The following is a 21,009-nucleotide window of genomic DNA, read 5'->3' as shown; positions in this document are numbered from 1 at the left end:
CCCCGAAAGGTCCTCACCCCCCCATGCCCGAGCTGGTGTTCTTCTCCGGAACGATGGACTGCGGGAAGTCGACGCTGGCCCTCCAGATCGAGCACAACCGCTCCGCCCGGGGGCTGCAGGGCATGATCCTCACCCGCAACGACCGGGCCGGCGAGGGCAAGCTCTCCTCGCGGCTCGGCCTGGTCACGGACGCCGTGGAGGTGGTGGAGGGGCAGGACCTGTACGCGTACCTCGTCGACCACCTCTCCCAGGGCAAGCGCGCGGACTACGTGATCGCGGACGAGGCGCAGTTCCTGGCACCGGAGCAGATAGACCAGCTGGCCAGGGTGGTCGACGACCTCGGCCTCGACGTCTACGCCTTCGGTATCACGACCGACTTCCGCACCAAGCTCTTCCCCGGATCGCAGCGCCTGGTGGAACTGGCCGACCGCGTCGAGGTCCTCCAGGTGGAGGCCCTGTGCTGGTGCGGTGCCCGCGCCACGCACAACGCCCGCACCATCGGCGGCGAGATGGTGGTCGAGGGCGCCCAGGTCGTCGTCGGCGACGTCCACCAGTCCGTGGACGAGGTCGGCTACGAGGTCCTGTGCCGCCGCCACCACCGGCGCCGTATGACGGCCGCCACGGCCCGCGCGGCGGCTCTCTCCCCGGACGTACTGCCGGTGTCGTCCATCTGACGCCCCACCGGTTCGCCCGAAGGGTCAGTCGAACCGGCTGACCACCGAGAACACCGCGTTTTCCGGGTCCGCCACCGTGACCATGCGGCCCAGGGCCGTGTTGCACGGGGGATGCACGGTGTGCCCGCCCAGCTCGGTGACCCGCTCGGCCGATGCGTCGACGTCCGCGACCTCGAAGTACGTCATCCAGTGCGGGCCCTGGTCACGGGGCAGGTCATGGCCGACGCCATGGATGCCGGCGACCGGACGCCCCTCGATGTGCAGGGTGATGTAGTCGAAGTCCGCGGAGACGACCGGCTCCTCCGCGTAGCCGAAGACGGTCCGGTAGAACTTGGCGACACTCGCTGTGTCGTAGGTGAGCAGCTCGTACCAGACCGGAGTGCCGGGGACGCCCGACAGGCCCGTGCCGAGGTGTGCGGCTGCCTGCCAGATGCCGAACACCGCGCCCACCGGGTCGCAGGCGATCGCCAGCCGCCCGGCGTCGTTCGCGTCCAGGGGACCGACCCCCACCGTTCCGCCACAGCTCTGTATCGCCTCGGCGGTCACGTCCACGGCGTCCGAGCCGAGGTAGGGCGTCCAGGCGATCGGCAGATGGCGATCCGGCGGCAGCTGGCCGATGCCCGCCACCTGGTAGTCGTCCAGCACGGCCCGCACGTACGGCCCGAGGTGTTGCGGTCCCGGCCGGAACCTCCAGCCGAACAGCGCCCGGTAGAACTCCTGGGTCGCGTCCATGTCGTGCACCATCAGACTCACCCAGCACGGTGTGCCGGGTGCGTGCCGAACGTGCGTGGTGCCCTTCAGCCTCGCCGGCTCCCGTGCCTCGGTCATCGGTCAGTCTCTCCTCGGCCCCTCGTGGCGGCCGTCCAGCGTCCGCCTGCGTGCACCTGCGCCGCGCACGCGCAGGTGCACGTTCCGTGCCCGTACCGGTCGCGTCGCCGCGCGGTCCCCAGCGACCGGAGGATGCCGTTCCGCACCCGTTTCCGCGTGCATGCCGTGTCGCATCCGTAGGCCGTACACCATGTGCCCGATCCCGTACACGGAGTGATCGAGCCTGCCCGGCGGGGCAGCGTAGCCGGACGTAGGCGCCGCGGCCACCCCATGCGCAAGGATGAGCGCCATGAAGGCCATCATCTCCGCATCCGAACTCGCGAGCGACTTGGCGGGACCGAAGCCGCCCACGCTCCTGGACGTCCGCTGGCAGCTGACCGCCGCGAAGGCGGCCGGCGCCGCTCCCTTCGACGGCCGTGCCGCCCATGCGGCCGGGCACATCCCGGGAGCCGTCTTCGTGGATCTGGACGCCGATCTCGCGGGCCCGCCGAGTTCCGCCGGACGGCATCCGCTGCCCGACACGGAGCACTTCGGCGCGGCCGTGCGAGCCGCAGGCGTCTCCCTGGACCGGCCGGTCGTCGTGTACGACGGTGGGCAGTGCTGGGCCGCGGCACGTGCGTGGTGGATGCTGCGCTGGACGGGTCACCCGGACGTACGAGTACTCGACGGCGGGTTGACCGCCTGGGACGGGCCGCTGGCCACCGGCGCCGAGGAGCCCGACGCCGGCGACTTCGAGCCCATGCCCGGCGCCCTGCGGCTTCTGGACGCCGACGGAGCCGCGGCGCTCGCCCGCACCGGGCTCCTCCTGGACGCGCGGGCCGGTGAGCGCTACCGGGGCGAGGTCGAGCCGATCGATCCCGTGGGCGGTCACATCCCGGGGGCGGTGTCGGCGCCGACGGCGGAGAACGTGACCGGTACCGGCCGCTTCCTGCCCGCAGCCGAACTCGCCGAACGCTTCAAGGCGTTCGGCGCGGCGGAGGGCACCGAGGTGGGCGTGTACTGCGGATCGGGCGTCTCCGCGGCGCACGAGGTGCTGGCGCTCGCTCACGCGGGGATCCCGGCCGCGCTGTATGTGGGGTCGTGGTCGGAGTGGTCGGCGGACGCCCATCGTCCGGTCGCGGTGGGCCCCGACCCTCAGTGAACGCGACGGGGTCCACGCCATCGCGGCGTGGACCCCGTCCTTGTTCCGGAAGATCCTGCGGTTCGCTTGGCTGCTCCCGCTACTCCTGCTTCTTGCGGCGCGTCCCGAACACGATCTCGTCCCAGCTCGGGACCGCCGCCCTGCGGCCCGGGCGGACGCCGTCCGCCTCGGCCTGGCGGTCCGTCGCGCCGACCAGACGGTCCCGATGGCTGGCGACCGTGCGCGGCATGAGGATGTCCGCGTACGCGGAACCGGCCGAGGCCGCGGGAGGCTCCTCCGTCTCGGGCTCTTGAGCGGGCTCCTCCTGCGGTTCCGCGGGCCGCTCGGGCACCACCATGTCGCCGCGGAAGCTCGGTACCGCCTCCAGGAGGCTGGTGAGGGAGTCGCGCTCGCCGGTGCTCTCCTCCGCGGGTTCGGGCGACTGCGCCGGCAGGACGGGCCGCTCGATCTGGCGCTCCAGGGCGCGGTCCAGCCGGCCCTCGCGCGGCAGGCGCGCGATCCGCGGCACGAAGGGGTGGCTCGGCTCGGACGCCGCGAGGTCGTCGGACTCGCCGATCAGCGAGCGGGCCTCGTCGTCGACGGCCTGGACGAGCCGCCGGGGCGGGTCGTAGGTCCAGCTCGCCGAGTGCGGCTCACCGGCCACCCGGTAGACGAGCAGCACCTCCCAGGTGCCGTCGTCACGACGCCAGGAGTCCCACTGGGCGGTTTCCTTCTCGGCGCCGCGGAGCAGCAGACGCTCCTGAACGGCCTCGCCGAGCTGGGGACCGGTGTTCTCGCCCGGCCGACGCACCGGCGTCTTACGGGCCCGCTCGGCCATGAAGGCACGCTCGGCCAGGACGGGGCCCTCGAAGCGGCGTACGCGGTCGACGGAGATCCCGGCAAGCTGGGCGACCTCTTCGGCGGAAGCACCGGCACGTATCCGCGCCTGGATGTCCCGTGGGCGGAGATGGCTCTCCACCTCGATCTCGATCTGGCCGAGGCGGGGGCGGTCGCCGCGCACGGCGGCCCGGAGCCGTTCGTCGATCGGAAGCGTGTACTCCGTGCTGTCCGCAGCCTTCAGCACCAGCCGTGTGCCGTCATTGGAGACGGCCACGACACGCAGTTCGGGCATGGGGACCTCCCGGGTGGTGCCTGCCGACGTCACGTGCGTCGCTGCTTCCGCTAGTCGAGTGTGGCCTGCCCGGCTGCAGCCTGCCACAACCTTGCCGAGTTGCCCGGCGTGTCGGGCACGGGCCCTGGATCGCCGTTATGGCACGGTTACCTATTCGCAACGCTAAGTGACAAACTCCGTCACCCTGTGCAACTAGCCCCCTCCCGGCGCTCCAGCAAGACCCCGGACACCCTGGCGGGAGGCCGGACCCAGGGTTCGCAACAGTACTCCATTTGGGCCACCTGCGTGGCTTGGCGCGCCGCCCAACTTCTGACGAGGGGTCCGGGTCGGCCGCGATGTGTCGTTTTCGCGCCCGTGAAACGTGGTGCACTTCACCGAATCGCCAGAAACGGAACTATTCGTTTCGGTCATACGTCCCCATTCCTGGGCAGTCGGGCGATCGCGCTCGACCCCCGGCGTTCATGTGTGGACGATCACGGACGGGAAAGGCAGGCAGGCTCCGGGGATGCGCGAGAAACCGGACGGCGGTGCGGATGCGGAAGCGAGGGAGGCCGGCAAGAAGAAGCGGCTGGATCTGAGTGTTCCTCAGGTGGCGGGGAGCGCCGTGGCTGCGGTGGTGGCCGCCAAACTCGCCTCCTACTTCGGCGTTTACGGGACGATTCTGGGTGCGGGCGTGGTCAGCGTCGTCGCCACCTGCGGCGGTTCGGTCTTCCAGCACGTCTTCAGGCGGACCGGCGAGCAGATACGCGACGTGACCGTGCACACCAAGCCCCGCGAGGAGCAGCAGCCGGTGGCCTTGGGGGAGTTCACCGAGGGCACCGTCTACCGCGCCCGGGTCAAGAGCTGGAGGCGGCCGGTGGTCGCCGCCGCCGTCGTCTTCGGTGTCGCCATGGCCGGGATCACCACGTACGAACTGGCGTCGGGCAACAGCTTCAGCGGCGGTTCGAGCACCACGGTCCGCGACGTCCTGACCGGCCAGGACAAGGCGCCTGCGAAGCCGGACACCTCTCCGTCGCCCTCATGGACGCCGTCGCACGGCACCGGTGCGTCATCGGGCAGTCCTTCCTCGGGGAGCACGCCACCCGGGGGCGGTAAGACCGCAGCGACCCCCCGGACCGGTGGCGCCGGCGCGACCGAGAGCCCGGCGCCCGGCGCCACGAGGGGTTCGCACGCAGGCTCCGGCGGTGCGGCGCCGACCTCGACGCCCACGCCCGACGCGTCGGCTACGACCCCAGCACCCGACGCAGGTAGTCGTTCCCAAAGCGCCGATCCGGGTCCAGGCGGTCCCTCAGGGCGGTGAACTCGCCGAACCGCGGATACACCCCGGCGAAGTACTCCGCGTCGCGCGTGTGGACCTTGCCCCAGTGCGGGCGTCCCTCGTGCGCCGTGAAGATCCGCTCGGCGGCGGTGAAGTATGCCTGATAAGGCGTACCGCGGAACATGTGTACGGCGATGTAGGCGCTGTCCCGGTCGGACGCGGTGGAGAGCGTGATGTCGTCGGCCGGGGCGGTACGGACCTCCACGGGGAAGCTGACGCGCAGATTCGAGCGCTCGATCATGGCCTTGAGTTCGCGCAGCGTCTCCGGCAGGGCCTCGCGCGGGACGGCGTACTCCATCTCCACGAATCGCACCCGGCGCGGAGAAGTGAAGATCTTGTAGGGAATGTCGGTATATGTACGGGCCGACAGGACGCGGCTGGAGATCCGGGCGATCGGCGGGATGGTGGCGGGCGCGGCGCGGCCGACCCAGTTGGCCACCTGGAAGGCGCCGTTGGAGAGGAACTCGTCCTCGAACCATCCGCTCAGCTGCCCCACCGGCTTCTCGGGGCCGGTGCTGCGGTTGTTGCGCTTGGTGCTGGTGTTGCCGGTGTGCGGGAACCAGTAGAACTCGAAGTGCTCGTTCTCCGCCCACAGTTCGTCGAACTCGGCGACGACCTTCTCGAAGGGCATCGGCTCCTCACGGGCCGTGAGCAGGAAGACCGGCTCCACCGCGAAGGTGATCGCGGTGATGATCCCCAGGGCGCCGAGGCCGATGCGGGCGGCCGTGAAGACGTCCGGGTTCTCCTTCTCGGAACAGGTGAGCACCGAGCCGTCCGCCGCCACCAGCTCGATTTCCTTGATCTGAGCGGCGATCGAGCCCGAGTCGCGGCCGGTGCCGTGCGTGCCGGTGCTGGTGGCGCCGGAGACCGTCTGCTCCATGATGTCGCCCATGTTCGTGAGCGACAGCCCCTCGCGCGCGAGCGCCACATTGAGTCTCTTGAGCGAGGTGCCCGCCCCGACCGTGACCGTGCCGGCCTCACGATCGATCTTGCGTATGCCGCTCAGCAGTTGAGGGCGTATCAACATGCCGTCGGTCGCGGCGGCGGCCGTGAAGGAGTGCCCGGTGCCGACCGCCTTCACCTTGAGGCCGTCCTCGGCCGCTCTGCGCACGGCGGCGGAGAGTTCCTCGACCGAGGCGGGCGTGACCTCCCGTACGGGCCGGGCGGTGACATTCCCCGCCCAGTTACGCCACGTGCCGCTCTTCCCGCTCAGTGTGGTGCTCATGGGACCCTCCCCGCTGCGGAACCGGCCTGACCAGCCGGCGATACCCGAGGAAACCGACCGCGGCCGCGACGGCCCCGGACAACACCGGAACCCCGTACCCGGCTTCCGCACCGGCGGCGTCGATCACCCAGCCGCCGATGGAGGAGCCGATCGCGACCCCGACCGCGAGCCCGGTGGACACCCAGGTCATTCCCTCGGTCAGATTCGCGCGTGGTACGTGCCGCTCGATGAGACCCATCGTCGTGATCATCGTGGGTGCGATGGACAGGCCCCCAACGAACAGCGCCACGGCCAGAAACAGCAGGTTTCCGACCAGTAGGAGGGGGATCATACTCAGGGCCATCGCACAGATGCCCAGCAGCCACCTGCGTTCCGGCGCCCCTGACAAGCGCAGCAGCCCGAAGACCAAGCCGGCCAGACAAGAACCTGCCGCATACAGCGCCAGAACGACGCTCGCGGCCGCCTTGTGACCCTGTTCCTCCGCGAAGGCGACGGTCACCACGTCGATCGAGCCGAAGATCGTTCCGGTTGCCACGAACGCGGCCACCAGGACCTGGAGTCCGGGGGAGCTCAGCGCTGTTCTGCCGCCGTGCCGCTCACGCGGATGCGGCTCGGGCTCGGTGGCGCGCTGAGCGGTGAGCCAGAAGACGCCCACCGCGAGGAACCCCGCGGCCAGCAGGGGTCCGGCCTCCGGGAACCAACTCGTGGACAGGGCAATGGAGATGATCGGTCCGAAGATGAAGCAGACCTCGTCCACCACCGACTCGAAGGAGTAGGCGGTGTGCAACTGCGGGGTACCCCCGTACACGGCCGCCCAGCGGGCCCGGATCATCGCACCGAGGCTCGGCACCGCGCCGATTCCCGCCGCGCATGCGAACAGCACCCAGTCCGGCCGGGAGAAATGGGCGGCCAGGAGCAGCCCGGCGGCCGCGGCCAGCGCGACGAGCGAAGCCGGGCGCAGCACCCGCCGTTGCCCGTAGCGGTCCACCAGGCGCGAGATCTGCGGGCCGATCACGGCGGCGGACAGCGCGATGGTGGCCGAGAGCGCGCCCGCGAGCCCGTAGCGCCCGGTGAGCTGGGAGATCATCGTCACCACGCCGATGCCCATCATCGACAGCGGCATCCGGCCGAGGAAGCCTGCGGCGGAGAAACCCTTGGAGCCGGGGGCGGCGAACAGGGCGCGGTAAGGGCTGGCCACGGGGTCTCCGATGCATCCGGTAAGGCGTCAAACGCGGCATGTGCCTTACGAGTCTGGCAAACCGTAACGTATGCGGATCGGCGTCCCTGCACCAGTGTTCGAAGCGGCCATCGGCGGCCCGCCGTCGGCGGGCGCGGCGAGCTGTCGGTGACGGGTGGCAGGATCGTAGACATGCCCGACGCACTCGATGCCAGCCCGTACGACGCCCTGCTGCTCCTCTCGTTCGGAGGCCCGGAGGGCCCGGACGACGTGGTCCCGTTCCTGGAGAACGTGACACGGGGCCGGGGCATCCCCAGGGAGCGACTGAAGGAGGTGGGGCAGCACTACTTCCGCTTCGGCGGGGTCAGCCCCATCAACGACCAGAACCGCGCCCTGCTGGACGCCCTGCGCAAGGACTTCGCGGCACACGGCCTCGACCTCCCCGTCTACTGGGGCAACCGCAACTGGGCGCCGTATGTGACCGACACGCTGCGCGAGATGGTCGACGACGGCCACCGACGCATCCTGGTCCTCGCCACCAGCGCATACGCGTCCTACTCGGGCTGCCGCCAGTACCGCGAGGATCTCGCGGGAGCCCTGGCCGCCCTGGAGGGTGAAGGCCTGGAGCTGCCGCGGATCGACAAGCTGCGGCACTACTTCAACCACCCGGGCTTCGTGGAGCCGATGACCGAGGGCGTCCTGAAGTCCCTGGCCGACCTCCCCGAGGATGTCCGGGCCGGCGCGCACATCGCCTTCACCACGCACTCCATCCCGAACTCCGCGGCGGACACCTCCGGCCCGGTCGAGGGCCACGGGGACGGTGGGGCGTATGTCCGGCAGCACCTGGACGTGGCGAAGCTGATCGCCGACGCCGTGCGCGAGAAGACCGGCGTCGACCACCCCTGGCAGCTCGTCTACCAGTCCCGCTCCGGTGCCCCGCACATCCCGTGGCTGGAGCCGGACATCTGCGACCACCTGGAGGAACTGCACGGCGCCGGGGTCCCGGCGGTCGTGATGGCGCCCATCGGGTTCGTCTCGGACCACATGGAGGTGCGGTACGACCTCGACACGGAGGCCGCGGCGAAGGCCGAGGAGCTGGGGTTGCCGGTGCGCCGCTCCGCGACCGTGGGCGCCGACCCGCGGTTCGCCGCCGCGGTCCGCGACATGGTCGTCGAGCGCGCCGCCGTCGAGCGCGGACAGCAGGTCACCCCGTGCGCCCTCGGCACCCTGGGCCCGAGCCACCAGGTCTGTCCGGTGGGCTGCTGCCCGGCCCGCACCCCCAAGCCCGCCGTCGCGGGCGCCGACAGCCCGTACGCGTGAGGAGCACCGTGAGCGAGCAGTCCGAGCCGTCCGAGCGGCTGACGGCAGAACTCCTGGAGATCGCGCTGGAGGCCGCGAGCCACGCGGGCGCCTTCCTGCGCGACGGGCGCCCCGAGGACCTCGGCGTGGCCGCCACCAAGTCCAGCGCCATCGATGTCGTCACCGAGATGGACATCGCAGCCGAAAAGCTGATCACCGACCTGCTCGCCGGCCGCCGGCCGGACGACGGCCTGCTCGGCGAGGAAGGGGCCAGCGTCGAGGGCAGCAGCGGCGTCGAGTGGGTGATCGACCCGATCGACGGCACCGTCAACTACCTGTACGGGCTGCCCAGCTGGGCGATCTCGATCGCGGCCCGCAAGGACGGGGAGACGCTCGTCGGGGTGGTCCACGCGCCCATGCGCGGGGAGACCTTCCGGGCCGTCAAGGGGCAGGGGGCGTTCCTGAACGACCGCCCCGCCCGCGTGCGCCCCGCGTCCGAGCTGGGCCTCGCCCTCGTGGGCACCGGCTTCGGCTATCTCACCGAGCGCAAGGTCCACCAGGCCGAGGTCGCCCACCGGCTGATCCCCGAGGTACGGGACATCCGCCGGGGCGGCTCCGCCGCGATCGACCTGTGCGACGTGGCGGCGGGCCGTCTGGACGCGTACTACGAGCGGGGGCTGAACCCCTGGGACTACGCGGCGGGCGATCTGATCGCCCGCGAGGCGGGCGCCCTGACCGGCGGCCGCCCCGGAGAGCCGCTCTCCCCGGCCCTGGCGATCGCGGCCCCGCCGGGCCTCTTCGAGCGGCTCCAGGCCCGCCTGGACGAACTGGGGGCATGGCACGACTGACGGCCGTGTGCGTGGGACCGGGCACCGGTCCCACGCGCCGCCGCACGAAGCGGGGCCCCGGCCTGGATCTGCCGGGGCCCCGCTTCGTGCTCTGCGGGATGCTCAGACGCGGGTCGCGCCGACTTCCACACCGTGCTCGGCGGCAAGGCGGTGCAGATCGTCGAGTTCCGACTGCTCGACCTCCACGAGGAAGTCGTCGCCGGTTTCACGGGCCCGCGTCAGGTCGGACTCGGTAGCCCGTATGCGCTGCAGAAGTCCTGTGGTGAATGCGTCCATGCTGCGCCCCCTCGTCCTGGGTCGTGGGTCGGTGGCACGGGGGTGTGCCGTTCGGGAGGGGCGATCACGTCTCCGCTGGGCGCCCAGCGCGCTGCCCGGCTGGGCGGCGACAGTGCCGGACACCCACGCTCCCGCCCTGCGGGGAAGCGACGAGTGACCGACCACACAGTGGTGTGCCACACGCAGAGCGTGATCGCGGGGTGTAAAGCCGTCCTCCCCCCGCTTCCTTCCGAGGAAACCTCGACAGCACGAGAAAATTTTCCGTTCCCGGGCAGGCGACCCGCTTCTCTCGGGCCCTCCCACCCCCTCTTACAGCCGGTTTATGGTCGAAAAGGGCAGGATGGAGTTCATCATCCAGACAGACCTGCCCGTGGGCTACGCAATCGGGCTGCGCGGGTGCACAGAGGAAGGACCAAGACGTGCGCGTACTCGTCGTCGAGGACGAGCAGCTGCTCGCCGATGCGGTGGCCACCGGACTGCGCCGGGAGGCCATGGCCGTCGACGTCGTGTACGACGGTGCGGCCGCCCTGGAGCGCATCGGCGTCAACGACTATGACGTGGTCGTCCTCGACCGCGACCTCCCGCTCGTGCACGGAGACGACGTCTGCCGCAAGATCGTCGAGCTCGGCATGCCCACCCGCGTGCTGATGCTCACCGCGTCGGGCGACGTCAGTGACCGTGTGGAAGGCCTGGAGATCGGTGCCGACGACTATCTCCCCAAGCCGTTCGCGTTCAGCGAGCTCATCGCGCGCGTGCGTGCCCTCGGGAGGCGTACGAGCGTGCCGCTGCCGCCCGTCCTGGAGCGCGCCGGCATCAAGCTCGACCCCAACCGCCGCGAGGTCTTCCGCGAGGGCAGGGAGGTCCAGCTCGCGCCCAAGGAGTTCGCCGTCCTGGAAGTCCTCATGCGCAGCGAGGGCGCCGTCGTCTCGGCCGAGCAGCTTCTGGAGAAGGCCTGGGACGAGAACACGGACCCGTTCACCAACGTCGTACGCGTGACGGTCATGACCCTGCGCCGCAAGCTCGGCGAGCCTCCGGTCATCGTCACCGTGCCCGGCTCCGGATACCGGATCTGATAACCGTGGCCACGACCCCCGCACCCCCCACGGCGCCACCCAAGCCCACCTGGGCCCCCCGCAGGACGGAACCCCCGTTCCCCTGGCTGCGCCCGACCATCCGTATACGGCTCACGCTGCTGTACGGCGGCATGTTCCTGATCGCGGGCATCCTGCTGCTGTCGATCATCTACCTGTTCGCGGCGCATGCGCTGAACGTGGGCAGCGAACTACCGTTCAAGATCATCTCGGGTCAGGTCATCAGCGACAACTGCAACTTGCCGTCCCGCCCGTCGGCGAGCGAGCTCAACGACGCCCTGAACGCCTGCGCGAACGTGCAGCGCCAGCACGCCCTGGACAACCTGCTCAGCCGCTCGCTGCTGGCCCTGCTCGGCCTCGCCGTGATCGCCTTCGCCTTCGGGTACGCCATGGCCGGGCGCGTGCTGTCGCCGCTGGGCCGGATCACTCGCACGGCGCGCGCGGTGGCCGGCTCGGACCTGTCCCGCCGCATCGAGCTGGACGGCCCGGACGACGAGCTGAAGGAGCTGGCGGACACCTTCGACGACATGCTGGAGCGGCTGCAGCGGGCCTTCACGGCCCAGCAGCGGTTCGTCGGCAACGCCTCGCACGAGCTGCGCACCCCCCTCGCGATCAATCGCACGCTCCTGGAGGTGCACCTCTCCGACCCGGGGGCTCCGGCCGAGCTGCAGCAGCTCGGCAAGACACTGCTGGCCACCAACGAGCGCAGCGAGGAACTCGTGGAAGGGCTACTGCTGCTCGCCCGCAGCGACAACCAGATCGTCGAGCGCAAGCCCGTCGACCTCGCCGAGGTCGCCTCCCAGGCCGTCGACCAGGTGAACGCCGAGGCGGAGGCCAAGGGGGTCGAGATCCGCGGCGAACGCTCTCCGGCGGTCGTCCAGGGCAATGGCGTCCTGCTGGAGCGGATCGCCCTGAATCTCGTCCAGAACGCGGTGCGCTACAACGTCCCGGAGGGCGGCTGGGTGGAGGTGACGACCGAGGTCCAGCACGGCCAGGCGGTCCTGCTGGTCTCGAACACCGGCCCGGTGGTCCCCGCATACGAGATCGACAACCTCTTCGAGCCCTTCACACGGCTGCGTAACGAGCGCACGGGCAGCGACAAGGGCGTCGGCCTCGGCCTGTCCATCGTGCGGTCCGTGGCGCGCGCCCACGGCGGCCACATCACCGCGCAGCCCCGTGAGGGGGGTGGACTCGTGATGCGAGTTACCCTGCCTCTTTGAGACCGTCATGACCCGGTCGTGTTCGCTGTGTGCGGAATTTCCGGGTTCCGGACCCGGTCGGTCCGTGTGTGATCGATCACAAGTACGTGATTGCGGCCATCCACTCTCCGTGATCTCACATGGTCCTCTATGCCGGGAAAATCCGGGTTTTCCAGGGGCTTGATCACGGGAAGTAGACGATGAGATGCCTTTGAAATGCGGCACGGGGACCGTGTACGGTCCGGTTCGCCATCCAACCCGATCACTCTTGAGGAGTCCGGTTGGGTGTCGATTGAGTAACAGACCTTGATGTGAGGCAAAATCTCCGCCTCGAGGCGGGCACAAGTCCGGCCTCTCACGCGTTACGTGCGCTGGAGACACCCGCAGACACCCAGAGGGGGAGAGCGAAATGGCAACCGATTACGACACTCCACGCAAGACCGACGACGATGTCGACTCCGACAGCCTTGAAGAGCTGAAGGCTCGGCGGAACGACAAGTCCGCCTCCGCCGTTGACGTCGACGAGTTCGAGGCCGCCGAGGGCCTGGAACTCCCGGGCGCCGACCTCTCGAACGAGGAGCTGGCCGTCCGGGTGCTGCCGAAGCAGCAGGACGAGTTCACCTGCATGAGCTGCTTCCTGGTGCACCACCGCAGTCAGCTGGCCCGGGAGAAGAACGGTCAGCCGATCTGCCGCGACTGCGACTGAGGCGGGGTCGGCCGTGACTGGCTCGACCCCTCCCCGGAAGCGCCGCTTGCCACGGAAGGCAGCGGACCACGAGCCGTACCACGGCTCGCACGGCGTGCGTGACGACGAGCGAGGCTTTTCCCCTACGGGAGCGGCCTCGCTCGAACCGGCACCCATGCCCACGGCCCCGGTGGGGCCGAAGGTGCCGGCCGATGCGCCCGCACCTGCCGCACGGCGCCGTGCGGCCGCCGTCCGGGAAGGAATCCGGGAGGGCGTCCGCAAGGGCGGCAGCCGTGCCAAGGCGGGGCTGTCGTACCTCACCGACCGGATCATGGATCTGGCCCCGCGGATTCCCGTGCGGGACCTCGCGACCCTCCGCAGACAGTTCCCCGGCCTCGGACCAGAGGAACTCGCGGACAAGCTCGTCGCGGGCGCTGCGGGGGCGACGGCCACGGTCGGGGCGGGGATCGGCGCCGCGGCGATGCTGCCCATGCCGCCTGCCATGCCGACCGAGCTGGCCACGGAGATCACCGGTGTCGCGGCGATCGAGCTGAAGCTGATCGCCGAACTGCACGAGGTGTACGGGGTGCGGCCGACCGGAAGCCTCACTCAGCGCAGTACCGCGTATCTGAAGTCCTGGTCGGGCGAGCGCGGGATAGACGTGGCCAAACCGTCGACGATCGACTCGGCCCTGGGCGGGCAGACGAAGCGGGAGCTGCGCCAGCAGATCATGAAGCGGATGGTGCGGGATCTGCCGAATCTGATGCCGTTCATGGTGGGTGCCGCGGTGGGGGCGGTCATGAACCGGCGGGACACCAGGCGGCTCGCGGAGCGTGTCCGGAGGGACCTGCGGCGGGTCCAGGTGCCGTGGGAGGCACTGCCCGAGCTGCCGCCGCTGGAGAAGCCCGAGCATCCCCTGGAGCTCGGCACCTGACCGTTGTGCCCGGTCTCTTTTTCCCTCGCTATGCCTTGGCCCGGGCCGCCTCGAGCGCGGCCGCCAGACGCTCCGGTTCCCTCGTCGACAGGTACAGGTACGGGGTCGGGTCCGCCGGGTCCGTGACCTCGACCTTCAGTGCCGTCGGGATGTAGGCGCGCAGGAGCATGAAGGCGTGCGGCTGCGTCTTGTAGGTGCGCCAGGCGCGGGCCTCCTCCCGGTCCAGGACCTCCGCGTCACCGAGGGCCGACACCGGGATCTTCGCCTCGCCCGCGATCAGTGAGTCGCCCACCACACGGATGCGGACGGAGCCGTACGAGCTGGCCACGACCGCCGAGACCGCGGTGCCGCCGACCAGTCCGCCCAGCAGCGGCAGCGTGCCGAAGGGGAGGAGGATCAGGGCCATCGCGATGCCGATCATGAGGCACATCAGCCACCAGCTGCGGGGCGTGGTGAGGCGTTCTTCGTACGGCGACGCGGAGAGTTGCATGGGGCCAAGCTTGGCACGGTGCAGGGGTAGGGCTCGCGCGCGGGTAAGGTCTGCGGCTGTGAGTGGTACTTCCGCAGCTCTGATGCCTCCTGCCGACGCCCCGGCGCCCATACGGCACCCCGACGCACCCGCACCGGGCGAGCTGCTCGGCGCGCACTATGAACAGTGTTTCGGGTGCGGGAGCGAGCAGTCCCACGGACTGCACCTCCAGGCGCGGGCCGGCGAGGGCGTGTCCCTGACCGCCGAGTTCACCGTGCAGCCCGCCCATCAGGGAGCGCCGGGCCTCGCCCATGGCGGCGTCCTCGCCACCGCCCTCGACGAGACCCTCGGCTCGCTGAACTGGCTGTTGCGCACCATTGCGGTGACCGGCCGACTGGAGACCGACTTCGTGCAGCCCGTGCCCGTCGGCACCGTGCTGCACCTGGAGGCCGAGGTCACAGCGGTCGCGGGGCGGAAGATCTATTCGAGGGCGACCGGGCGGATCGGCGGCCCCGACGGGCCCGTCGCGGTTCGTGCCCAGGCCCTCTTCATCGAGGTGAAGGTCGACCACTTCATCGACAATGGCCGTCCGCAGGAGATCCGGGCGGCGATGGACGACCCGGACCAGCTCCGGCGCGCCCGTGCCTTCGAGGTGAACCCGTGACCCGTCCTCCCCTGAACGTGCTGATCCGGCGTGTCGACCCCGACGTGCCGCTTCCGTCGTACGAGCATCCCGGCGACGCGGGAGCGGATCTGCGCACCACCGAAAGCTGCGAGCTGCGGCCCGGTGAGCGGGCCGTGCTGCCCACGGGCGTGTCCATAGCACTGCCCGAGGGGTACGCGGCCTTCGTGCATCCGCGATCCGGCCTCGCCGCGCGCTGTGGTGTCGCCCTCGTGAATGCCCCGGGGACGGTTGATGCCGGGTACCGTGGGGAGATCAAGGTGATCGTGGTGAATCTCGACCCGCGCGAGACCGTGCGGTTCGAGCGCTTCGACCGGATTGCCCAACTGGTCGTCCAGCAGGTCGAGAAGGTCCGCTTCCAGGAGGTCGCGGAACTTCCCGAATCGGCTCGGGCCGAGGGGGGCTTCGGGTCCACCGGCGGTCATGCCGCCGTGGGCGGCACAACGGGTGGGAATCGATACGCTGCGGTCGTATCCGACCGGGAAGGACAGTGACGTGTTCGGACGTCGCAACAAGAAGGATGCCGCCGACGATGCGGCCCGCGAGGCCGAGCAGGTCGTCGACGGTGTCGACACTGAGGCGGACGAAGGGGTCGAGCGTGAGCGCGTGAGGCTCGAACCGGAGCCGCGCCCCGACGGCCCCTGGGACAGGTCCGAGGTCCGTGAGCCCGCTGAGGGCCGGGTGGACCTGGGTGGCCTGTTCATTCCCGGGGTCGAGGGCATGGAGCTGCGGGTCGAGGTCGCGGGCGACGCGATCGTCGCGGCGACCGTCGTGCTGAACGACAGCGCCGTCCAGCTGCAGGCCTTCGCCGCTCCCAAGCGCGAGGGCATCTGGGGCGAGGTCCGCGAGGAGATCGCCGGCGGTATCACCCAGCAGGGCGGAATCGTCGACGAGGTCGAGGGACCGCTGGGCTGGGAGCTGCGTGCGCAGGTACCGGTACAGCTGCCGGACGGCACGGGCGGTTTCCAGGTCGTGCGGTTCGTCGGTGTGGACGGTCCCCGCTGGTTCCTGCGAGGCGTGATCTCCGGACAGGGCGCCGTGCAGCCGCAGGCCGCCGGCCTGCTGGAGCAGATCTTCCGGGACACGGTCGTGGTCCGGGGCGACGGCCCCATGGCGCCGCGCGACCCGATCGTCCTGAAGCTGCCGAACGACGCGCAGATGGTTCCCGAGGGCGTGCAGCAGGAGGAGGAGGGCACTTCGCGCTTCTCCGGCGGCATGGGCCAGCTGCAGCGCGGACCCGAGATCACCGAGGTTCGCTGACAGCCCAAGGGCAGTAACACTGAGCAGGCCGCACCACTCGGACGAGGGGTGCGGCCTTTTGCATCAGAGTTCCGTCAAGAACGCCCCAGGGCGCGCTCCCGCCACTTTTGCCGTGATTATTGGCCGTAAGGTCGACGCAGCGTACTCAGCTGTGACGGGAAGACAATGAGGCTATGGGACGCGGCAAGCTTCGGATATACCTCGGTGCGGCACCGGGTGTGGGCAAGACCTACGCGATGCTGTCCGAGGCGCACCGCCGGGTCGAACGGGGCACTGACTGCGTGATCGGTTTCGTGGAGCACCACGACCGGCCCCGCACCGAGGTGATGCTGCACGGCCTGGAACAGATCCCGCGCAGGGCGCTGGAGTACCGCGGGAGTGTCTTCACCGAGATGGACGTGGACGCCGTGCTGCGTCGGGCCCCCGCCGTCGCCCTGGTGGACGAACTGGCCCACACCAATGTGCCCGGCTCCCGCAACGTCAAGCGCTGGCAGGACGTCGAGGAACTGCTGGCGGCGGGGATCGACGTGGTCTCGACGGTCAACATTCAGCACCTGGAGTCGCTCGGCGACGTCGTGGAGGCGATAACCGGCGTACGGCAGCGCGAGACCGTCCCCGACGAGGTGGTGCGCCGCGCGGACCAGATCGAGCTGGTGGACATGTCGCCGCAGGCTCTGCGCCGGCGCATGGCGCACGGGAACATCTACACGCCCGACAAGGTCGACGCCGCGCTGTCGAACTACTTCCGGCCCGGGAATCTGACCGCGCTGCGGGAGCTGGCCCTCCTCTGGGTCGCCGACCGGGTCGACGAGTACCTGAACGAGTACCGCAGCCAGCACAAGGTGTCGACGATCTGGGGCTCGCGGGAGCGGATCGTCGTCGGGCTGACCGGCGGCCCCGAAGGACGGACCCTGATCCGCCGGGCCGTACGGCTGGCGGAGAAGGGCGCCGGCGGCGAGGTCATGGCTGTCTACATCGCCCGTAGCGACGGGCTGACCTCGGCCTCGCCCAAGGAGCTGGCGCTCCAGCGCACCCTGGTCGAGGATCTCGGCGGCACCTTCCACCACGTGGTCGGCGACGACATCCCCACGGCACTGCTCGACTTCGCGCGCGGAGTGAACGCCACCCAGATCGTGCTCGGCTCCTCGCGCCGCAAGGCCTGGCAGTACGTCTTCGGACCCGGTGTGGGCGCCACGGTCGCGCGGGAATCGGGTCCCGACCTCGACGTGCACATCGTCACTCACGAGGAGGCCGCCAGGGGGCGCGGGCTGCCGGTCGCCCGCGGCGCGCGCCTCGGCCGCTCGCGCATCATCGCGGGCTGGCTGGTCGGCGTGGCCGGCCCGGTCGCCCTCGCGCTGCTGCTGAACACGGTGCACCTCGGCCTTGCCAACGACATGCTGCTGTTCCTGGCGCTGACCGTGGCGGCGGCCCTGCTCGGCGGCCTCCTGCCGGCGCTCGCCTCGGCGGCGTTCGGCTCCCTGCTGCTGAACTACTTCTACACACCTCCGCTGCATCGGCTGACGATCGCCGACCCGCAGAACATGGTGGCCATCGCGATCTTCGTCGGAGTGGGGGTGTCGGTGGCGTCGGTGGTGGACCTGGCCGCCCGGCGCACCCATCAGGCGGCCAGGCTGCGTGCCGAGTCGGAGATCCTCTCCTTCCTGGCGGGCAGCGTGCTGCGCGGCGAGACCAGCCTGGAGGCCCTCCTGGAACGGGTGCGCGAGACCTTCGGTATGGAGTCGGTGGCACTGCTGGAGCGGACGAGCGACGTCGACCCGTGGACCTGCGCGGGAAGCGTGGGCCCGGGTGCGCCCGTCGCGCGGCCGGAGGACGCGGACGTCGACGTGCCGGTCGGCGACCACATGGCACTGGCGCTGTCCGGACGGGTCGTGCCCGCCTCCGACCGCCGGGTGCTGGCCGCGTTCGGCGCGCAGGCCGCAGTGGTCCTGGACCGTCGGCGGCTCCAGGAGGAGGCCGAACAGGCCCGCGCGCTGGCCGAGGGCAACCGCATCCGTACCGCGTTGCTGGCGGCCGTCAGCCATGATCTGCGTACGCCGCTGTCGGCGATCAAGGCAGCGGTCTCCAGCCTGCGCTCCGACGACGTGGCGTGGTCGGAGGAGGATCAGGCCGAGCTGCTGGAGGCGATCGAGGAGGGCGCCGACCGCCTCGACCACCTGGTGGACAACCTGCTGGACATGTCACGCCTTCAGACCGGCACCGTGACCCCGCTGATCCGCGAGATCGACCTGGACGAGGTGGTCCCCATGGCGCTCGGCGGGGTGCCGGAGGACAGCGTGGACCTGGAGATCCCGGAGACCCTGCCGATGGTCGCCGTGGACGCCGGGCTCCTGGAACGCGCGGTCGCCAACCTCGTCGAGAACGCGGTCAAGTACAGCCCCCTGGGAACACCTGTGCTGGTTTCTGCGAGCGCCCTCGCCGACCGCGTGGAGGTCCGCGTCGTCGACCGCGGCCCGGGCGTGCCCGACGAAGCGAAGGAGCGCATCTTCGAGCCCTTCCAGCGCTACGGCGACGTCCCGCGCGGCGCCGGCGTCGGTCTCGGCCTCGCGGTCGCCCGAGGCTTTGCCGAGGCCATGGGCGGCACCCTGAACGCCGAGGACACCCCTGGCGGCGGGCTCACGATGGTCCTCACCCTCCGGGCCGTGGCGAGCCCGCACGCTCCCGCACGACTGGCCGAACCAGAAAGGCAAACCACATGACCCGGGTGCTCGTGGTCGACGACGAGCCGCAGATCGTACGCGCCCTCGTGATCAACCTGAAGGCGCGCAAGTACGAGGTCGACGCGGCCCCCGACGGCGCGACCGCGCTCCAGCTCGCCGCCGCCCGCCACCCCGACGTCGTGGTGCTCGACCTCGGGCTGCCCGACATGGACGGCGTCGAGGTGATCAGGGGGCTGCGCGGCTGGACACGGGTCCCGATCCTGGTGCTGTCCGCGCGCCACTCCTCGGACGAGAAGGTCGAGGCGCTGGACGCGGGCGCCGACGACTACGTCACCAAGCCCTTCGGCATGGACGAACTGCTGGCCCGCCTCCGCGCTGCCGTGCGCCGGGCCGAGCCGACCGGGGGCGGTACGGACGAAATGATCGTGGAGACCGAGGGGTTCACCGTCGACCTGGTCGCGAAGAAGGTCAACCGGGCCGGGAAGGATGTGCGCCTCACCCCCACGGAGTGGCATCTGCTGGAGGTCCTCGTGCGCAATACGGGCCGCCTCGTCAGCCAGAAGCAGCTGCTTCAGGAGGTGTGGGGACCGTCATACGGCACGGAGACGAACTACCTGCGGGTCTACATGGCCCAGCTGCGGCGCAAGCTGGAGACGGACCCTTCGCATCCGAGGCACTTCATCACGGAACCGGGGATGGGGTACCGATTCGACAAGTGAGGCAAGTGGGGTATGCGAGGCAAGTGGGACGAGTGACGGGTGGGCCGGTCCGGGGGTGAGCCGGGTGCGGTCCTGCGGGTACATCGGTGTCGGCGCACCCCGGTAGGCTTTCGGTATGAGTGCTGTTCCTCGATCCGACAAGCCGGCAGGCCGATTCCGGCGCATGTTCGACCGGCTGTCCTCGTCACAGGAGGACCTGGAGTCGGAGGAGCTGCGGGAGGACGCCGAGACCGCGGGCTGTACCCGCATCGGCGACTGCCAGGACCGGCAGATCGTCACGGTTACTGGTACCTTGCGCACGGTCACGCTGCGCCCGCGGGCCGGGGTCCCGGCCCTGGAGGCCGAGCTGTTCGACGGTTCGGCCGCCCTGGACGTGGTGTGGCTCGGCAGGCGTTCCATCGTGGGGATAGAGCCGGGGCGCAGGCTGATCGCTTCGGGCCGCATCTCGATGAGCCGGGGCCGCAGAGTGCTGTTCAATCCGAAGTACGAACTCAGACCGCTCGGACGGGAGTAGCCGGTGACGTCACTCGAGAAGCCGACCGAAGACGCCCAGCATGATTCGCGGGCGGTGACGGAGGCCGCGCTCTTCGAGGCGTTCGGTGGGGTCCGGGGCATGGTCGAGACCGTGGTGCCCGGCCTCTTCTTCGTCACCATCTTCACGATCAACAAGGACCTGCACTGGTCGGCGATCGCCGCGCTCGTGGTGTCGCTGCTGCTGGTGGTGGTCCGCCTCGTGAAGAGGGACACCGTCAAGCACGCCTTCAGTGGTGTCTTCGGTGTGGTGTTCGGCGTCGTCTTCGCGATGATGACCGGCAACGCCAAGGACTTCTATCTGCCGGGCATGCTCTACACGCTGGGCCTGGCCCTGGCGTACATCGTCACCACGCTCGCCGGCGTCCCCCTGATCGGTCTGATCCTCGGCCCGGTCTTCAAGGAGAACCTCTCCTGGCGCACGCGCAACCCGGGCCGCAAGAAGGCGTACGCGAAGGCCAGTTGGGCCTGGGGCCTGATCCTGCTCGCCAAGTGCATGATCCTCTTCCCGCTGTACTGGTGGGCCAACACCGCGCAACTGGGCTGGGTCCTGGTCGCGTTGAAGATCCCGCCGTTCCTGCTGGCCGTGTGGCTCACCTGGGTGTTCCTGGCGAAGGCGCCCGCGCCGATCGATGTGTTCGCGGAGATGGAGGCCGAGGAGGCCGCCGCGAAGGAGCGGGAGGCCGCCGTCACGGAGCGGGAGGCCGCGGGGCGGCACCGCCGGGAGTCCTAGCTAGTGCCGCAACAGGCAACGTTTGCCCCGTCGCGACGCCCGGCACGCCTCCCCCAAGCTCTTCGAGCAGGGGGTACCCCCACTCGCCGCACCGACCGAAAGCCCAAGTACGTCCAGTACGAGGGCTTCCG

Annotated in this window: 22 protein-coding genes; 16 read left to right on the top strand and 6 right to left on the bottom strand. The window is 70.3% G+C overall.

The genetic code is table 11. From position 1 onward, the window contains the following. The first annotated feature begins 23 nt into the window (after positions 1-23). Complete coding sequence (locus tag BIV24_RS28815) at positions 24-674, top strand: thymidine kinase (protein ID WP_071369410.1); 651 nt, start codon at positions 24-26, stop codon at positions 672-674. 24 nt (positions 675-698) lie between these two features. On the opposite strand, the gene BIV24_RS28810 is transcribed toward BIV24_RS28815, so the two are convergent. Further along, positions 699-1,502, bottom strand: a complete 804-nt coding sequence (locus BIV24_RS28810; protein ID WP_071369409.1) for a VOC family protein — start codon at positions 1,500-1,502, stop codon at positions 699-701. Between the two features lie 289 nt (positions 1,503-1,791). On the opposite strand from BIV24_RS28810, the gene BIV24_RS28805 reads away from it, so the two are divergent. Further along, positions 1,792-2,643: a sulfurtransferase gene (locus BIV24_RS28805; RefSeq protein ID WP_071369408.1), complete on the top strand. Its 852-nt coding sequence runs from the start codon at positions 1,792-1,794 to the stop codon at positions 2,641-2,643. A gap of 79 nt (positions 2,644-2,722) precedes the next feature. On the opposite strand, the gene sepH is transcribed toward BIV24_RS28805, so the two are convergent. Continuing rightward, positions 2,723-3,754: a septation protein SepH gene (sepH, locus tag BIV24_RS28800; RefSeq protein WP_071369407.1), complete on the bottom strand. Its 1,032-nt coding sequence runs from the start codon at positions 3,752-3,754 to the stop codon at positions 2,723-2,725. Between the two features lie 505 nt (positions 3,755-4,259). On the opposite strand from sepH, the gene BIV24_RS28795 reads away from it, so the two are divergent. Continuing rightward, the gene (locus BIV24_RS28795; protein WP_071369406.1) at positions 4,260-5,054 is read left to right on the top strand and encodes a hypothetical protein; all 795 of its coding nucleotides are present in this window, start codon (positions 4,260-4,262) and stop codon (positions 5,052-5,054) included. Here the strand turns inward: BIV24_RS28795 and BIV24_RS28790 are convergent. Both BIV24_RS28790 and BIV24_RS28785 read right to left on the bottom strand, forming a co-directional pair. Continuing rightward, positions 4,978-6,297 carry a D-arabinono-1,4-lactone oxidase gene (locus tag BIV24_RS28790; protein WP_071369405.1) on the bottom strand — a complete coding sequence of 440 codons (1,320 nt, stop codon included), beginning with the start codon at positions 6,295-6,297 and terminating at the stop codon, positions 4,978-4,980. The genes BIV24_RS28795 and BIV24_RS28790 overlap by 77 nt on opposite strands. Next, complete coding sequence (locus BIV24_RS28785; RefSeq protein WP_071369404.1) at positions 6,257-7,495, bottom strand: MFS transporter; 1,239 nt, start codon at positions 7,493-7,495, stop codon at positions 6,257-6,259. The genes BIV24_RS28790 and BIV24_RS28785 overlap by 41 nt, the downstream gene beginning before the upstream one ends. A gap of 171 nt (positions 7,496-7,666) precedes the next feature. Here BIV24_RS28785 and BIV24_RS28780 point away from each other — a divergent pair, with 171 nt between their 5' ends. After that, a complete protein-coding gene (locus tag BIV24_RS28780) occupies positions 7,667-8,794 on the top strand; it encodes a ferrochelatase (RefSeq protein ID WP_071369403.1) in 1,128 nt (375 codons plus the stop codon). Positions 8,795-8,802: 8 nt separating this feature from the next. Next, positions 8,803-9,621, top strand: a complete 819-nt coding sequence (locus tag BIV24_RS28775; protein ID WP_071369402.1) for an inositol monophosphatase family protein — start codon at positions 8,803-8,805, stop codon at positions 9,619-9,621. Between the two features lie 102 nt (positions 9,622-9,723). On the opposite strand, the gene BIV24_RS34655 is transcribed toward BIV24_RS28775, so the two are convergent. Beyond that, positions 9,724-9,897 (bottom strand): hypothetical protein, encoded by a 174-nt coding sequence (locus BIV24_RS34655; protein WP_177198850.1) that lies wholly within the window; start codon positions 9,895-9,897, stop codon positions 9,724-9,726. Positions 9,898-10,316: 419 nt separating this feature from the next. On the opposite strand from BIV24_RS34655, the gene BIV24_RS28770 reads away from it, so the two are divergent. The 4 genes from BIV24_RS28770 (at position 10,317) to BIV24_RS28755 (ending at position 13,806) form a co-directional block, all read left to right on the top strand. Then, on the top strand, positions 10,317-10,970 hold the full coding sequence (locus BIV24_RS28770) for a response regulator transcription factor (protein ID WP_071369401.1): 654 nt from the start codon (positions 10,317-10,319) through the stop codon (positions 10,968-10,970). Between the two features lie 5 nt (positions 10,971-10,975). Then, positions 10,976-12,208, top strand: a complete 1,233-nt coding sequence (locus tag BIV24_RS28765; protein WP_071369400.1) for a sensor histidine kinase — start codon at positions 10,976-10,978, stop codon at positions 12,206-12,208. A gap of 388 nt (positions 12,209-12,596) precedes the next feature. Continuing rightward, entirely contained in the window at positions 12,597-12,893 is a 297-nt protein-coding gene (locus tag BIV24_RS28760; RefSeq protein ID WP_003993510.1) for a DUF4193 domain-containing protein, read from the top strand. A gap of 13 nt (positions 12,894-12,906) precedes the next feature. Further along, positions 12,907-13,806, top strand: coding sequence for a hypothetical protein (locus tag BIV24_RS28755; RefSeq protein ID WP_177198849.1), 900 nt, complete (start codon positions 12,907-12,909; stop codon positions 13,804-13,806). 28 nt (positions 13,807-13,834) lie between these two features. Here the strand turns inward: BIV24_RS28755 and BIV24_RS28750 are convergent, their stop codons facing one another. Beyond that, a complete protein-coding gene (locus tag BIV24_RS28750) occupies positions 13,835-14,296 on the bottom strand; it encodes a DUF3093 domain-containing protein (RefSeq protein WP_071369398.1) in 462 nt (153 codons plus the stop codon). A gap of 58 nt (positions 14,297-14,354) precedes the next feature. Here BIV24_RS28750 and BIV24_RS28745 point away from each other — a divergent pair, with 58 nt between their 5' ends. From BIV24_RS28745 to BIV24_RS28715, 7 genes are all read left to right on the top strand, one after another. Beyond that, positions 14,355-14,939: a PaaI family thioesterase gene (locus tag BIV24_RS28745; protein WP_071369397.1), complete on the top strand. Its 585-nt coding sequence runs from the start codon at positions 14,355-14,357 to the stop codon at positions 14,937-14,939. Next, the gene (dut, locus tag BIV24_RS28740; protein WP_071369396.1) at positions 14,936-15,451 is read left to right on the top strand and encodes a dUTP diphosphatase; all 516 of its coding nucleotides are present in this window, start codon (positions 14,936-14,938) and stop codon (positions 15,449-15,451) included. Before BIV24_RS28745 ends, dut begins: the two co-directional genes overlap by 4 nt. A 1-nt stretch (position 15,452) precedes the next feature. Continuing rightward, positions 15,453-16,217, top strand: coding sequence for a DUF3710 domain-containing protein (locus BIV24_RS28735; protein WP_071369395.1), 765 nt, complete (start codon positions 15,453-15,455; stop codon positions 16,215-16,217). Positions 16,218-16,390: 173 nt separating this feature from the next. Beyond that, positions 16,391-18,934, top strand: a complete 2,544-nt coding sequence (locus BIV24_RS28730; RefSeq protein ID WP_071369394.1) for a sensor histidine kinase — start codon at positions 16,391-16,393, stop codon at positions 18,932-18,934. Continuing rightward, the gene (locus BIV24_RS28725; protein WP_071369393.1) at positions 18,931-19,614 is read left to right on the top strand and encodes a response regulator; all 684 of its coding nucleotides are present in this window, start codon (positions 18,931-18,933) and stop codon (positions 19,612-19,614) included. The genes BIV24_RS28730 and BIV24_RS28725 overlap by 4 nt, the downstream gene beginning before the upstream one ends. A 115-nt stretch (positions 19,615-19,729) precedes the next feature. After that, positions 19,730-20,128, top strand: a complete 399-nt coding sequence (locus BIV24_RS28720; RefSeq protein ID WP_079168609.1) for an OB-fold nucleic acid binding domain-containing protein — start codon at positions 19,730-19,732, stop codon at positions 20,126-20,128. A gap of 3 nt (positions 20,129-20,131) precedes the next feature. Continuing rightward, positions 20,132-20,878 (top strand): DUF3159 domain-containing protein, encoded by a 747-nt coding sequence (locus BIV24_RS28715; RefSeq protein ID WP_071369391.1) that lies wholly within the window; start codon positions 20,132-20,134, stop codon positions 20,876-20,878. The last annotated feature ends 131 nt before the right edge of the window (positions 20,879-21,009 follow it).

Origin of the sequence: Streptomyces colonosanans, from assembly GCF_001866645.1 — a bacterium.
In the GTDB taxonomy this organism is placed as follows: domain Bacteria; phylum Actinomycetota; class Actinomycetes; order Streptomycetales; family Streptomycetaceae; genus Streptomyces; species Streptomyces colonosanans.
This window is presented reverse-complemented; position numbering and strand designations above follow the sequence as displayed.

Coding starts and splice junctions, on each gene's coding strand:
- BIV24_RS28815 (WP_071369410.1), top strand. CDS start 24: ATGCCCGAGCTGGTGTTCTTCTCCGGAACGATGGACTGCGGGAAGTCG.
- BIV24_RS28810 (WP_071369409.1), bottom strand. CDS start 1,502: ATGACCGAGGCACGGGAGCCGGCGAGGCTGAAGGGCACCACGCACGTT.
- BIV24_RS28805 (WP_071369408.1), top strand. CDS start 1,792: ATGAAGGCCATCATCTCCGCATCCGAACTCGCGAGCGACTTGGCGGGA.
- sepH (WP_071369407.1), bottom strand. CDS start 3,754: ATGCCCGAACTGCGTGTCGTGGCCGTCTCCAATGACGGCACACGGCTG.
- BIV24_RS28795 (WP_071369406.1), top strand. CDS start 4,260: ATGCGCGAGAAACCGGACGGCGGTGCGGATGCGGAAGCGAGGGAGGCC.
- BIV24_RS28790 (WP_071369405.1), bottom strand. CDS start 6,297: ATGAGCACCACACTGAGCGGGAAGAGCGGCACGTGGCGTAACTGGGCG.
- BIV24_RS28780 (WP_071369403.1), top strand. CDS start 7,667: ATGCCCGACGCACTCGATGCCAGCCCGTACGACGCCCTGCTGCTCCTC.
- BIV24_RS34655 (WP_177198850.1), bottom strand. CDS start 9,897: ATGGACGCATTCACCACAGGACTTCTGCAGCGCATACGGGCTACCGAG.
- BIV24_RS28760 (WP_003993510.1), top strand. CDS start 12,597: ATGGCAACCGATTACGACACTCCACGCAAGACCGACGACGATGTCGAC.
- BIV24_RS28750 (WP_071369398.1), bottom strand. CDS start 14,296: ATGCAACTCTCCGCGTCGCCGTACGAAGAACGCCTCACCACGCCCCGC.
- BIV24_RS28730 (WP_071369394.1), top strand. CDS start 16,391: ATGGGACGCGGCAAGCTTCGGATATACCTCGGTGCGGCACCGGGTGTG.
- BIV24_RS28725 (WP_071369393.1), top strand. CDS start 18,931: ATGACCCGGGTGCTCGTGGTCGACGACGAGCCGCAGATCGTACGCGCC.
- BIV24_RS28720 (WP_079168609.1), top strand. CDS start 19,730: ATGAGTGCTGTTCCTCGATCCGACAAGCCGGCAGGCCGATTCCGGCGC.